A 12,378-nucleotide genomic window follows, 5' to 3' on the forward strand; every position below is an offset into this window, starting at 1 on the left:
GGTGGTGGGTGCCGTGGTGGTGGGTGCGGGGGTGGTGAGTGCCGTGGTGGTGGGTGCGGGGGTGGTGGTCGGGGCCGGTCGGTCGGTGTCGTCGTCGGCGAACAGCGAGCCGATGCCGCCGCACAGGCAGAACATGCCGAGGACTGCGGCGACGACGATGAGGGTGTTGCGGTTGGTGCGGCGGGAACGGGCGAGGTTCTCGGCTTGCCGATTCTGATAGGTCATGAGGCGCTTTCGGGTCGGTGGCGGGAGGTGCGGCAACGGCGTCTGCGCGCGCGTCGCCGCCACCCGCGCAGAGACGGACAGGTGGGGAGCATCGCGGCTGGACGCGGCCACGGAAGATGTCGGGCACGTCTGCCCGCACGATCCGTGCTGGAGAAGAAGCAGGTCCGGGGGTCCCGGTTGTGGGGAATCGTAGGCCCGGCATGCGTTGGTTCGTTCCCGGTCGGAACGAAAATCGATGCCGAAGAATGAAATTCAACCGAACCGACTACACGATCGGGCATACTGGGCACGAGCCGGTCGGACAAGGTCCGGGAGCGCTTTCGGTGTTGCGACGAAAGGCGGTTGTGGTCAGTTCTGCGGCATGGGAGCCGGGCCGACCCGGCGGATGTGCGGCCAGAGTTCCGACCAGGTTGCGGTGAGATCCTCGCAGAGGAACACCCGCGTGCCGTTCTCGGTGTTGGCGATGCCGTGGTCGTTGCGGACGGTGGCGACCTCGGTGATGCGGCCGCAGGCACGCCCGGCCCAGTGCGGGATGGTCGACGGTGCGTCGGTGCCCAGCATCACGGCGGTGGTGTAGTGGTCGGGCGGTGGCCCCCACCAGCCGTACGCCTGGTGGCCGCTGTGGACGGGTGGGAACGCAGTGCCCCCGGTGACGTGGTCGGGTCCGAAGTGGGCGATGGCGCCTGCCTGGCCGTAGTTGTCGGCAAGGACGACGGTGCGCGCACGGACCTCGGCGGGTAGCCCGTTCACGACGTCGGCGACGGTGCGGCCCATCTCCGGCCAGCCGATCTGTTCGCCCATCTCCTTGTTCATCGCCACGATCGGGGTGCCGGCGAGTACGGGCACCGGCAGGACGGGCAGGGCGGACACGGCGGCGAGCGCGGTCGAGAAAGCCAGCAGGGTGGCGAGGGCGGCGGTGCGCAGGGCACGCGCGCCCGTGGTGAGCCACCCGGCGCAGGAGATCCCGGCGGCCGCGAGCAACGGGGGATAGGCGTTGAACAGATAGTGGGTGGCGCCGCTGGTGACCAGCAGGACGGCGAGCAGACCGAGATAGGCGACGCCGAAGCAGCGCACCGGCGGGTGGCGCAGCAGCCACCACAGACCGGCCAGCCACAGCGGGAGCAACAACGGGCCGACGATGACGCCTTGGAGGGCGAGCAGTTCCCAGCGGCTGTTGTCCGCGCTGATGGCGGTCGCCATCTCCCATTCCGGCCAGCCGTTGCTCGCCTGCCAGACGACTGTCGGCGCCGCGATCACCGACGCCACCACCACGCCGACGGGAAACCAGATGGTGCGCAACAGCGTCCGGGGACCCACCGCGGCGACGGCCGCGACCACGACGACCGCGTAGACCACCAGGAACACGCGGTTGAGCAGGCCGAGGCCGAGCAGCACGCCGGCGACCGGCCACAGGCGGACATCGCCGGTGCGGATCATGCGGGCGAGAACGAAGGCAAGGGCGGTGGCGAAGACCACGTCGATGGACGAGGTGGTCAGCAGATGGCCGCCGGCCAGAACGATGATCGAGCCGGCCGCGACGGTGGCGGCGAGGAACTGGGCCGGGCGGGTGCCACCGAATTCGCGGGCGATGAGGCCGATGAGCAGGACGGTCATGGCGGCGCCGAGGGCGGGCGGGGTGCGCAGGACCAGCAGGGAATCGGGGGCGAGTTCGTCGGCGAGGCGGGCGAGCAGGGGACTGAGCGGAGGATGGTCGGGGTATCCCCAGGCCAGGTGGCGGCCGGATTCGCGGATGTAGAACTCGTCGCGGTGGAATCCGTGACCGGTGGCGAAGGCGAGCAGGGCGGCGAGCGTCACACTGGAAACGACTGCTAGCGGCCAGATCTCGCGCCACCGGGATGGAGGGGATGCGCTGTTTCCCGTCACCGTTCCAGTGTCGCCGCATCGGCGGTCTCGTGCCGGATGTGCGGTGAGCTCAGCGCGGCGGGAGCTCGTCGGCCGAGGTGGCGGCGCGGGGGTGCGTCCAGGCGGCGAGCAGTTCGAGCGCCTGCCGGGACGGGGAATCGGGTGGGGTGGAGTAGAGGAACAGAGTCTGGTCGGTATCGCCAGGGAGGGTGAGGGTTTCGAACTCGACGGTCACTTCGCCGACGACTGGGTGGTGCAGGCGTTTGGAACCGAAGGTGCGCTGATGCACCTGATGCTCGGACCACCACTGCCGGAATTCGGGGCTGGCGAGGGAGAGTTCGCCGACCAGCTTGTGGGTTTCGGGGTCGTCCGGGGTGCGGCCCGCGTCGAAGCGCAAGCTCTCCACAGCATTGCGGGCCTGGCGTTCCCAGTCGAGGAACAGGGCACGGGCCTGCTCGGACAGCAGCATCCACCGGGCGTAGTTGCGTTCGCGGGGTGGCATGCTCTCGAAGTCGGTGAACAGGGCGCGGGCCAGGCGGTTGGCGGCAAGGACATCGGTGCGCCGGCCGAGGATCAGCGCGGGCTGGGTGTCGAGGCTGTCGAGGAGCTGGTAGAGGCCCGGGCGGACGCGCTGGACGGCGGCGCGGGCGCGCGGACGGGGGGCCCGCCGCGGTGACCAGATGGTGCAGGTGGGCGCGGCCGGTGTCGTCCAGGCCGAGAGCGCGGGCGATGGCGTCGAGGACCTGGATGGAGGGGATGATGCGGCGGCCCTGCTCGAGGCGGGTGTAGTAGTCGGTGGACACGCCCGCCAGCAGCGCGACCTCCTCGCGGCGCAGGCCGGGGACGCGGCGGACGCGCGCGTCGGCGGGCAGGGCGCTGTCGTGCGGGTCGCGGCGCGTCCCGCGGGCTCGGACTGGAGCGGGTCGGCCTGCTGCTGCGGCGCGGCGACAATGTCGCCGCCACCACCCGCTCGGTCGAACGCCTCACCGCCGCGCTCGACGGCGTCGACACCGGCAGGTTGCTGCCGCTGGAGGTCGCCCTGACCGACGAGGAACAGGTGCGCGCCGCCGTCGCGGCCACGAAGGAGCGCTTCGGCGGCCTCGACGTGGTCGTCAACAACGCCGGCTACGGGTTCCTGGCCGCAGTCGAGGAGGTCACCGACGCCGAGGCGCGCGCGATGTTCGACGTGCAGATCTTCGGCGCGTGGAACGTGCTGCGGGCGGTGCTGCCCGGGTTCAGGGAGAACCGCGCTGGGCACATCCTCAACGTCTCCTCGATCCTCGGATTGACCTCCTTCCCCGGCTGGGGCTGTACTGCGCGGGCAAGTACGCGCTGGAGGGGCTGACCGACTCGCTCGCGGCCGAGGTCGCGGACTTCGGGATCGCGGTGAACCTCATCGAGCCCGGCTACATGCGCACCGACTTCCTCGGCCCGCAGTCGCTCGGCCTGCCGAGCGCCACCGTCGACGCCTACCCGGCCATCCGGGAGATGACCGACGCCCACCTCGGCATGCCGGGGACACAGCTCGGTGACCCGGCCCGCGCCGCGGCCGCCCTCATCGCGGTCGCGACCGGCGCAGACGCCCCGCTGCATCAGTTGCTCGGCTCGGACTCGCTCGAACTCGCCGACGCGCGGGTGAAGGCGCTGACGGCCGACATCGAGGCGGCGCGGGCGCTGGCGGTCAGCACCGACATCCCACAGCAGTGACCGCTTCACGGCGCGGCCGCGTCCATCACTTCGGGGCCGCGTGCGGGGGTCGCCTCGGCCGTGGACACCACCCGTGGCCGGAGAGGCTGCCGGCGTCTGGGGCGAGTATGTCGCGGGCCGGCCGCCGACCTGTGAGCCCGGTCGCACCCGCGTCTCCAGTACGCTGCGAACCCCCACCGCCGAGCAGAAAGAAGGCGCATGTCGAAGTTCGAGAATGTCACCGTCACGAAGAAGGCCAATGTGTACTTCGACGGCAAGTGCGTCAGCTACAGCCTCGAACTGCCCGACGGCACGCGTAAGTCCGTCGGCGTCATCCAGCCGGCGGCACTCACCTTCGGCACCGCCGCGCCGGAGACCATGGAACTGATCGAGGGCAGCTGCCGCGTCACCCTGCCCGGCGCCACCGAGGCGGTGACCTACTCCGGCGGCCAGTCCTTCGAGGTCCCCGGCGACAGCTCCTTCGACATCGAGGTGCTCGAGACCCTGCACTACGTCTGCCACTACGGCTGACAGCTCGTGCGATCGCGGCCCGGGCTCGCCGAGTCCGGGCCGTTCGCGTTCTGGGAACCGCCACCCGCGACACAACGCGCGGATCGTTGTCGAGGGTGGGCAGACCGGCGGCCCGCCGTCAGCGGAACGCCTGCTCGTGCCGTGTCGCGGCCACCCCCAACCGTTCCACCGCCGCCGGGATCGCGTCGGCCAGCTCCTGTACGTCCGGCACCAGCTCCCGGCAGGCGATCAGCCCGAAATCCAGCCGTCCGTTCTGCGACAGCGCCGTGATCGTCAGCCCCGCGCCGTGGAAGACCGGGCCGAACGGGAACATGCTCACCACCTTCACACCGAGGAAGTACAGCGGCATCGGCGGGCCCGGCACATTCGAGACCACCAGGTTGTGCACCACCGGATGGTGCTCGGCCAGCGCGAACGACGAATACAACCGCATGGCCAGCCGGAAGGTGTTCGGCGGCACGTACCGCGTCCAGTCCTGGAGGAAATCAGAGCCGACGTGCTCGTGCTCGTCCTTGGCGTTCTTGTTCGCCTCGGCCACCGCCGCCAGCCGCCGCACCGGGTCGTCGATGTCGGTGCCGAGTTCGCAGAACAGCGAGGACACCTTGTTCGTGCCCCTGGTGTGCCTGGTCGACTCGTGCACCGAGACCGGGACCGAGGCCAGCAGCGAGCGATCGGGCAGCGCGTCGCGGGCGAGCAGGTATTCGCGCAGCGCGTCGCCCACCACCGCGAGCACCACGTCGTTGACCTTCACCCCGAAGGCGTCCTTGATCTCGCGGACCACGTCCAGTTCGACCTCGGTGAACCCCACCGCCCGGTGCGGGGTGATCGTCTTGTTGAACGGCGTGCGCGGCGCGGTCAGCGGCAGCGCCATGCCCGCCTCGTCGTTGCGCCGCCGTAGCGCGAACCCGGCCAGCATCCCGATCGTCTTCGGCACCATTCCCAGCGCGCCGGCCCGCGCCGGGAACCGCAACGCCGCTTCCGCCAGCAACCGCAGGTCGCTCGGTTCGGCGTCGCCGCGCGGCCGCTGCGCCGGCGGCGGCTCGCGCACCCCCGGTTCGGGATCGCACAGGTGCATCAGCATGTCCGCGCCGGTGATGCCGTCCACGGCCGCGTGGTGGTATTTGGCGATCACCGCGATCCGGTCGCCCTCGACGCCCTCGACCACCCGCATCTGCCACAGCGGCTTGGCGCGGTCCATCGGTGTGCCCGCGATGTCGCCGACCAGGTCGGCCAGCTCCGCGCGCCCGCCGGGACGAGGCAGGCCGTAGCGGCGGATGTGGTAGTCCAGGTCGAAGTCCGCGTCCTCCACCCACAGCGGGTGGTCGAGATCCAGCGGCACCTGCCGCAACCGCCTGCGCATCTGCGGCACGTGGGCGATGCGCCTGCCCAGCTCCGCCTTGAAGGCGTCGAAGGAGTACTCGCACCCCTCGGCATTCGGGTCGAGGACGATCAGCGCACACACGTGCAGGTGCTGTGTGCCCGTCTCCAGGTAGAGGAAGCTCGCGTCCGGGCCGGTCAGGCGTTCCATAGCAAGATGCTACTGGAACTCGTGTCAGTCGACTCGTGTCAGTCGTCGCCGGACGCGACCCGGTGCAGCTCCTCCTCGATCGCCGCCACCCGCTGCGCGGGAATCCCCCACGGCTGCGCCACCCCCACCTTCCGGTCCAGATCCCACAGCACGCACCGCTCGCCCGGCTGGGCCACCATCGACCAGGCCACCACCGTGCGCCCCAGTTGCTCGGCCATCGACCCGTGCGACGCGCCCGTCGGTGACCCGCCGCCGTCCGGGTAGTGGTGCAGGAACCGTCCATAGGCCTTGTCGCAGAAATCCGCGTAACGCTCGGTGCAGAGGATGAATCCGTGCCAGGCCTCGTCGACCGCGTGCGAGGGCATCCCGATCACCTGGCCGTCGCGCATCGCCGCCCCGCAGCAGCGCAACCACTGCCGAAGCCCGGTCTCGATCAGCTCGCGCGGCTGCCACGGGCAGGTCTTGAACACCGCCTCCGGCAGTTCCAGCGCGGCCACCGTCTGCTCCGCATCGCGCAGGTCGATCGGAGCGGGCCGCCGGGACCGAAAGGGAAAAATCCGCACGATTCACTGTACGGCGCTGCGCCGCTACGATTCACAGATGACGATGGCTGTGATCGTATTGATCGTTCTGCTCGTGCTGTTGACAGGCGGCGGAATCGTGGCGTTCGTCGTCACGATGATCAATTCCTTCGGCGGTCAGCTCCCGCCCCCGCCTTATGGCAGCGGCGGGGGATACGACTCCGATCTGTGGTCGGCCGCGGATATCGGTGACGGCGGCAGTCGTCACCACGACGACGGCGGCGGCCATTATCACGACTACGACGGCGCGGGCGGCGGGTCGGACTCCGACGGCTGTTCCGGTGGCTCGAGCGGTTGCGGCGGTGGCAGCAGTTGCGGCGGCGGCGGGGGCTGCGGCGGCGGTTCCTGACCAGGTGGGAGGGCATGATGTGCGACGGCTATGGCTCCATCCGGTAGCTGATGTGTCCCAACGCAATTGGTTCTGTTCAACTTCCGAACATCGCGTGACTGTGACTTGGCCCGCTCTCGGACACCCCCGACCGTGAGTGAGGTTATGTTGTTCGCGTGCAAACCCTGATCGTTCTCGGAGTAGTAGTTCTCGTCCTCGCGCTCGTCTTCGGCGTCGTCCAATTCGCGAGCAGACCGCCGCGCGATGAAAGCCGTTACAAAGCCGCCGCTTCCCGTGCCACCAGCACTATGGGCAGCCGCAACGACTGAAGGTCCGATTCGCCGGAATTTCGTGCCGATCTCGGCGGCACCCCGCCTCCTCGTACCCGCGCGACCGAAAGCGCCTCATCCGCACGAATTCTCGGCACCGCAGGCCGCACAGGCTTCGAAGCCCTGCTCGCCGTCCGCCCCCTCGTCACGGATCGCGTACGCCAATGTCGCCGTACGCCATTCCCCGCCCCTCGCCTCCCCGTCTGCCGGCCGCCCGCCGGTGGTCGAGTGGTGCCCGCACCACCCCAGCCGGTACCATCCAGACGCCGCGGTCCCGCCGCGGAAGCGGGGCGGTAGCTCAGTCGGTTAGAGCCGTGGACTCATAATCCATTGGTCGCGGGTTCGAGCCCCGCCCGCCCCACAAACCATCTGACCAGCGCATTTGTCGTTTCGGCTGCGGATTCGGGCCGCCTGGGCGCGGGAGCGACGGACTCGCCTGTTTCGATCAGTTCAGCGACTCGGCCAACAGTTCGAGCAGCGCGGGGGAGAGTGCGGGGGTGGCGGCGACCGTGTGGGCCGAGCCGATGGTGTGCGGTGCGCCGTCGGTGCCGGTGACTTCCGCGCCTGCCTCGCGGGCGATGATCACGCCCGCCGCGGTGTCCCATGGCTTGTTCGACAGCATGACGCAGCCGTCCGTGCGGCCCTCGGCCACCCAGGCCAGATCCAGCGCCGGGGAGCCGAGCATGCGGACCCGCTCGACTTTCGAGGCCAAGGCGGCCGTGGCCGCGAGGCGGTCCTGATTCTTGCGGCCCGCCTCGGCGCCCACCGCGTAGTCGCCGATCGAAATGATCGCGTCGCCGGGCAGGCTCGCCGAACTCACCGAAATGGGTTCACCGTTCGAATAGGCGCCTTCGCCTTCGGAGGCGTAGTACTCGAGCTCCAGGAACGGCGCGTCGATGACGCCGAGCACGGGTTTCCCGTCCTCGATCAGCGCGAGGGAGACCGCGCACAACGGCAGTCCGTGAATGAAATTGGAGGTGCCGTCGATGGGGTCGAGCACCCAGGCGCGCCCGCGCTGCGGGAAGACCGGCCGCGCGGCGCCCTCCTCCCCGAAGAACGCGATGTCCGGGGTGAGTTGAGTGAGCAGATCTTCCAGCACGCTCTGTATCCGCGTGCTCAGCTCGGTGACGTAATCACGATCGCTCTTGATCGTCACCTCGCCGGGGGGAGCGCTGAACAACAGGCGGGCGCCTTCCCCGACGGCGTCACGGGCGATCTGCAGGAGTGCGCGGCGGTCCATCACGCGGCTTCCCATCTCTTCCTTCGGTTCCCATGCTCTCGAAGCCGACCGAGAACTCAACGAAGATACCGCCCAAACCGGACATGTGCCGGGCGATGAAGTGGTCTCTTCAGCCGACTTTCGGCACGGAGAGCAACTCGCGGCCGCGTTCGGGGGTGATGATCTCGGCCAGGCGCGGATGGGCGAGGAGCGCGACGGGGGCGAGGTGGTCGGTGGTGCGCGGGCGCCAGTGTGGGAGCGCGGCCAGAACGGCCTGCCACAGGCTGTCGGGATCGGTGGCGTGGTCGACGAGGGCGCCGCGGACGCGGGTGTCGAATTCGGGGTTGCCGAAGGTGGGGATTCCGCCGGACCGGGCCAGCGCGGATTCGTGATCGGCCACGGCGCGAAGCATGTCCGGTCGCCGGTCCATCAATGCGATCTCCAGCAGTGTGGCTACGTTGCCCAGCTCGTGGTTCACGTGCTGGGTATGGAGCAAGGGGAGGAATTCGCCGCAGAAGAGCGGGTCGGTGAGGAAGCCCTCGGGGGTGAACTTCGGGTCGACCAGGCTTCCCATCAGGTTCTGCGCCTCGTGGTGGCGGCCGAGGAACAGTAGGAGCTGCGCGCCCAGGACGGTGGCGCGGTCGCGGCCGAACTCCTCTGCCCGCGCCAAGGCCGCCTCCGCGTCGTCGAATCGCCCGGCCAAGGCGTCTGTCCGGGCTCGGTCGACGGCGGCGTCCCAGCTGTCGCGGGTTTCGCCTGTGGGGCGATGCAGCGAGTTGAACTGGGCGTAGAGGTGCTGCATCAGGGCGGTGAACGAGGGAAACCGTCTGGGGGGACCCGGTTGCCAGGAGAACATGCTGTAGGCAGCCCATTCGCCCGATTCGTCGACGTCGCCGGGGTCGAGGAAGAGGATGCCGCTGTCGGCTTCCGCCGAGATCAACAGTCCCCGGGTGAACGGGTTCTCGTCCGCGACCCCGGGTTCGGGGTCGAAACACCAGCCGAAGTGTTTCTCCCACAACGGCTCGAGATCATGCAGCCGGCCGAGTTCGGTGGTGGTGCGCATCCGCGTCACGAATTCGCCTGCCATACGCCACCCGTTCGTGGTGAGCAGGAACTCCCGGTACGACGGTGGCAGCGGCAGGCCGATCCGCGCCTCGGCCGCGGCGACCTCCTCGGGCGTCGCCGGAGCGAAGCCGAGCCTGCCCTCCCGCACGATCTGCTCGTCCGGCTCGCCGGGCTCGGCGCACCCGATCCGCTCTTCGCTCCACCGGGACAGCCACGGCTTCCGATCCATGTGGACACCATGGCAGCGGGGTACGACAACTTTCCCTGCGCACAACAGGATTCGGCTCCCGGCGGCGCGTCCCCGGTCGGCAGGCGTCGACGGTTGAGCCGCGTCGCAGGAGAGAGAACCTCACCCACCCCCGCGGCGGCGGGATCTGGTGAGGTGGACGGGGTCGATGTCGGTGGTGGACCACTGGGCGGCCATGCGGATGCTGGCTTCCCGGCCGGAATGGACGTGGTGGAAGGCGGATTCGGCGGCGCGGTCGGGGTCGTGGGCGGCGATGGCGGCGAGGAGTTCCTCGTGTTCGCGGCACTGGACGGCGGCGTCGCGGTCCTTGGTGAGGTGGAACAGCCACTGGGTGCGAGCTTCCAGTGGTTGCAGCAGCGATTTGAGCAGGGGGTTGGCGGCCAGTTCGACGATCAGGGCGTGGAAGCCGGCGTTGGCGGCGGCTATGGCGGCCTTGTCGCGGCGCCGGGTGGCGCGGCGGGCGGTGTCGAGCTGGGCGGCCAGTGCGGTCAGGCCCGCGTCGTCGGCGCGTTCGGCGGCCAGGCGGGCGGCGAGGACCTCGAGGTTCTCGCGGACGTCGAACAGGTCGCGGACGTCGTCGGCGGTGAAGGGAGAGACGATGGCGCCCTGGCGGGGGACCATGACGACCAGGCCGTCGTTCTGTAGCTGTTGCAGCGCCTCGCGCAGCGGGATGCGGGAGACGCGCAGTTCGTCGGCCAGGTCGCGCTCGATCAGGCGGGTTCCGGGTGCCAGCTCCAAACCCACTATGCGCGAACGTAATTCGTCGTAGGCGACATCGCGTAGGGACTTGCGTTCGGTGTCGGTCGTCGCGCTTGCCACCATCGCCCTCTTTCTCTCGGCTCCGGTCTCCAGCATAGACACCGGGCGGATAGTGGTATACCGGTAATTGGATCCTTACGGCCGGGCAACACGACGGAAATAGACGGAGCCGACTCTTCTTCTAACGGTATACCGCTAATCGGTAGCCCTGATCCGGGAGAAGTTCCAATGAAGGTCACCATCGCCAGACGCGCCATGTCCCTCGTTGCCGCCGCCGCGCTGGCGGCCGGGGTGAGCGCCTGCACGTCGTCGGACACCGGGTCCGCCGACGGCGCCCTGTCGGTCGGCGTCTTCCTGCCGGGATCGATCAACGACACCGGCTTCATGCAGTCCGGCTATGCCGGCGTCGAGCGCATCCGCGCCGAGTACGGCGATCGCGTCGAGATCACCTATGTCGAGCAGGTCGCCGCCTCGGACTACCAGCAGGCGTTGCAGCGCTTCGCCTCCCAGAACGATCTGGTGATCTCGGTCGGCGGCCAGACCGACGCCGATCTGCGGGCGGTCGCCCCGCAGTTCCCCGACGTCAAGTTCGTCGAGATCGGCGGACCGGCCGACGCCGAGCCCATGCCGAACCTGGCCTACTACGACCCGCAGCAGGCGGAGGCGGAGTTCCTCTCCGGCGCCGCGGCCGCGCTGGCCTCGAAGACCGGGACCGTCGGGTTCGTCGGCGGGGTCGAGCTGCCCGCGATCGTCAACGCGGCGGTGGCCTTCGGCAACGGCGCGCGGTTCGTGCGGCCGGATGTCGAGGTGCTCGCACCGCAGTACGTGGGCGATTTCAACGACCCGGCCAAAGCCAAGCAGGCGGCGGGCGCGGCCTACGCGGGCGGCGCCGACGTGCTCGGCCAGATCGTCAACCTCGGCAAGCAGGGCATGGAGCAGGCGGCCGCGGAGGCGGGCAAGCAGCTCAACGGCGGCCCCATCCCCGGCGACTGCGCCAACACCGTCTACGCGGGCTTCGTGCGCACCGACATCGGCACCGAGATCGAGTACGCGGTGTCCTCGGTGCTCGACGGCACCTGGACGGCCGCGCAGGTGCCCTTCGGCGTGACCACCGACAAGGGCGGCAGCGAGTTCATCACCTGCTCGGTCGATCCCGCCGTCGCCCAGGCGCTGGCGGATGTGGAGGCGGCCATCGTCGCCGGCTCGGTCGAGCTGTACTGACGGAGCCGAGCCGGGAAACCGAGGCGATCACCATGACAGCCACCACCGCCGCCACCGAGGCCGCCGTCACCACCACCGCCATGCTCTCGCTGGACGGGATCGGCAAGTCCTTCGGCCCCGTGCGGGCACTCGACGCGGTGACCCTGACCGTGCGAACGGGCTCGGTGCACTGCATTCTGGGAGAGAACGGGGCCGGAAAGTCGACGCTGTGCAACGCGGTCTACGGCACCGTCTCGCCCGACTCCGGCCGCATGGTCCTCGCCGGGGCGGACTACCGGCCGCGCAATCCGGCCGACGCGCTGCGGGCCGGGGTCGCGATGGTGCACCAGCACTTCTCGCTCGTCCCCACCCTCAGCGTCGCCGACAACCTGCTGCTCGGCCGCGACGGCTTCCGGCCGCCTCGGGACGCGCTGGCGAAGGATCTGGACCGCATCGCCGACAGCTACGGTCTGCGGGTCGACCCGCGCGCCACCGTCGGCGCGCTGACCGTCGGCGCCCGCCAGCGGGTGGAGATCGTCAAGGCGCTGCTGCGCGACCCTCGGCTCATCCTGCTCGACGAGCCGACCGCGGTGCTCGACCCCGCCGAGATCGACGCGCTGATCGAGACCTGCGCGGCCCTGGCCGCCGACGGCAAATCGGTCGTGCTCATCACCCACAAGCTCGGTGAGGTGGCGCGGGGCGCCCCCCCGGCCCCCCAGCAGCCGGGGGGCCCCCGCGGCGGCGGGGGGCGGCCGGGGGGCCCCCCCCCGTCCGACCAGCGCGAGCGCCAAAACCGCCACCAAGCACCCCAACCCCC

12 protein-coding genes, 1 tRNA gene and 2 pseudogenes are annotated in these 12,378 nt (G+C 70.0%); 7 read left to right on the top strand and 8 right to left on the bottom strand.

The annotated features are described in order from the left end of the window. From QH283_RS12180 to QH283_RS12190, 3 genes and pseudogenes are all read right to left on the bottom strand, one after another. Positions 1–225, bottom strand: a 225-nt coding sequence (locus QH283_RS12180; RefSeq protein WP_280503115.1) for a hypothetical protein, incomplete at its 3' end; no start/stop codon positions are given. A 348-nt stretch (positions 226–573) separates the two neighbouring features. Continuing rightward, positions 574–2,040, bottom strand: coding sequence for an ArnT family glycosyltransferase (locus tag QH283_RS12185; RefSeq protein WP_280503116.1), 1,467 nt, complete (start codon positions 2,038–2,040; stop codon positions 574–576). Between the two features lie 118 nt (positions 2,041–2,158). Continuing rightward, a pseudogene (locus QH283_RS12190) lies at positions 2,159–2,999 on the bottom strand (helix-turn-helix domain-containing protein); the annotation flags it as partial. Here QH283_RS12190 and QH283_RS12195 point away from each other — a divergent pair. Together QH283_RS12195 and QH283_RS12200 are read left to right on the top strand one after the other, a co-directional pair. Beyond that, positions 2,981–3,795, top strand: a pseudogene (locus tag QH283_RS12195) (SDR family NAD(P)-dependent oxidoreductase); the annotation flags it as partial. The pseudogenes QH283_RS12190 and QH283_RS12195 overlap by 19 nt on opposite strands. A gap of 198 nt (positions 3,796–3,993) precedes the next feature. Further along, complete coding sequence (locus tag QH283_RS12200; protein WP_280503117.1) at positions 3,994–4,305, top strand: pyrimidine/purine nucleoside phosphorylase; 312 nt, start codon at positions 3,994–3,996, stop codon at positions 4,303–4,305. A gap of 118 nt (positions 4,306–4,423) precedes the next feature. On the opposite strand, the gene QH283_RS12205 is transcribed toward QH283_RS12200, so the two are convergent. Further along, positions 4,424–5,833, bottom strand: coding sequence for a WS/DGAT/MGAT family O-acyltransferase (locus QH283_RS12205; protein ID WP_280503118.1), 1,410 nt, complete (start codon positions 5,831–5,833; stop codon positions 4,424–4,426). Positions 5,834–5,871: 38 nt separating this feature from the next. Next, the gene (locus QH283_RS12210; protein WP_432420716.1) at positions 5,872–6,396 is read right to left on the bottom strand and encodes a glycine-rich domain-containing protein; all 525 of its coding nucleotides are present in this window, start codon (positions 6,394–6,396) and stop codon (positions 5,872–5,874) included. A 37-nt stretch (positions 6,397–6,433) separates the two neighbouring features. On the opposite strand from QH283_RS12210, the gene QH283_RS12215 reads away from it, so the two are divergent. The 3 genes from QH283_RS12215 to QH283_RS12225 all read left to right on the top strand — a co-directional run bounded on the left by QH283_RS12215 (position 6,434) and on the right by QH283_RS12225 (position 7,432). Beyond that, positions 6,434–6,763: a hypothetical protein gene (locus tag QH283_RS12215; RefSeq protein WP_280503119.1), complete on the top strand. Its 330-nt coding sequence runs from the start codon at positions 6,434–6,436 to the stop codon at positions 6,761–6,763. Between the two features lie 155 nt (positions 6,764–6,918). Then, positions 6,919–7,071, top strand: a complete 153-nt coding sequence (locus QH283_RS12220) for a hypothetical protein (RefSeq protein ID WP_280503120.1) — start codon at positions 6,919–6,921, stop codon at positions 7,069–7,071. 287 nt (positions 7,072–7,358) lie between these two features. Beyond that, positions 7,359–7,432: transfer RNA gene (locus QH283_RS12225), tRNA-Ile, on the top strand. A gap of 84 nt (positions 7,433–7,516) precedes the next feature. On the opposite strand, the gene QH283_RS12230 is transcribed toward QH283_RS12225, so the two are convergent. From QH283_RS12230 to QH283_RS12240, 3 genes are all read right to left on the bottom strand, one after another. Further along, positions 7,517–8,326, bottom strand: coding sequence for an inositol monophosphatase family protein (locus QH283_RS12230; RefSeq protein ID WP_280503121.1), 810 nt, complete (start codon positions 8,324–8,326; stop codon positions 7,517–7,519). A gap of 94 nt (positions 8,327–8,420) precedes the next feature. After that, the gene (locus tag QH283_RS12235) at positions 8,421–9,584 is read right to left on the bottom strand and encodes an SMI1/KNR4 family protein (protein ID WP_280503122.1); all 1,164 of its coding nucleotides are present in this window, start codon (positions 9,582–9,584) and stop codon (positions 8,421–8,423) included. Between the two features lie 120 nt (positions 9,585–9,704). Then, positions 9,705–10,424: a GntR family transcriptional regulator gene (locus tag QH283_RS12240; protein WP_280503126.1), complete on the bottom strand. Its 720-nt coding sequence runs from the start codon at positions 10,422–10,424 to the stop codon at positions 9,705–9,707. Between the two features lie 165 nt (positions 10,425–10,589). Here QH283_RS12240 and QH283_RS12245 point away from each other — a divergent pair, with 165 nt between their 5' ends. Continuing rightward, positions 10,590–11,582, top strand: coding sequence for a BMP family ABC transporter substrate-binding protein (locus QH283_RS12245; protein ID WP_280503123.1), 993 nt, complete (start codon positions 10,590–10,592; stop codon positions 11,580–11,582). Positions 11,583–11,614: 32 nt separating this feature from the next. After that, positions 11,615–12,378 (top strand): ATP-binding cassette domain-containing protein (locus QH283_RS12250; RefSeq protein WP_280503124.1); only part of this gene is annotated, 764 nt, incomplete at its 3' end.

The organism is Nocardia farcinica (genome assembly GCF_029867845.1).
Taxonomy (GTDB): domain Bacteria; phylum Actinomycetota; class Actinomycetes; order Mycobacteriales; family Mycobacteriaceae; genus Nocardia; species Nocardia farcinica_A.

What these genes read in the sequence shown, in the direction of transcription:
- QH283_RS12245 (WP_280503123.1), top strand. Translation starts at nt 10,590, where the DNA reads ATGAAGGTCACCATCGCCAGACGCGCCATGTCCCTCGTTGCCGCCGCC.
- QH283_RS12230 (WP_280503121.1), bottom strand. Translation starts at nt 8,326, where the DNA reads ATGGGAAGCCGCGTGATGGACCGCCGCGCACTCCTGCAGATCGCCCGT.
- QH283_RS12240 (WP_280503126.1), bottom strand. Translation starts at nt 10,424, where the DNA reads ATGGTGGCAAGCGCGACGACCGACACCGAACGCAAGTCCCTACGCGAT.
- QH283_RS12200 (WP_280503117.1), top strand. Translation starts at nt 3,994, where the DNA reads ATGTCGAAGTTCGAGAATGTCACCGTCACGAAGAAGGCCAATGTGTAC.
- QH283_RS12215 (WP_280503119.1), top strand. Translation starts at nt 6,434, where the DNA reads ATGACGATGGCTGTGATCGTATTGATCGTTCTGCTCGTGCTGTTGACA.
- QH283_RS12235 (WP_280503122.1), bottom strand. Translation starts at nt 9,584, where the DNA reads ATGGATCGGAAGCCGTGGCTGTCCCGGTGGAGCGAAGAGCGGATCGGG.
- QH283_RS12205 (WP_280503118.1), bottom strand. Translation starts at nt 5,833, where the DNA reads ATGGAACGCCTGACCGGCCCGGACGCGAGCTTCCTCTACCTGGAGACG.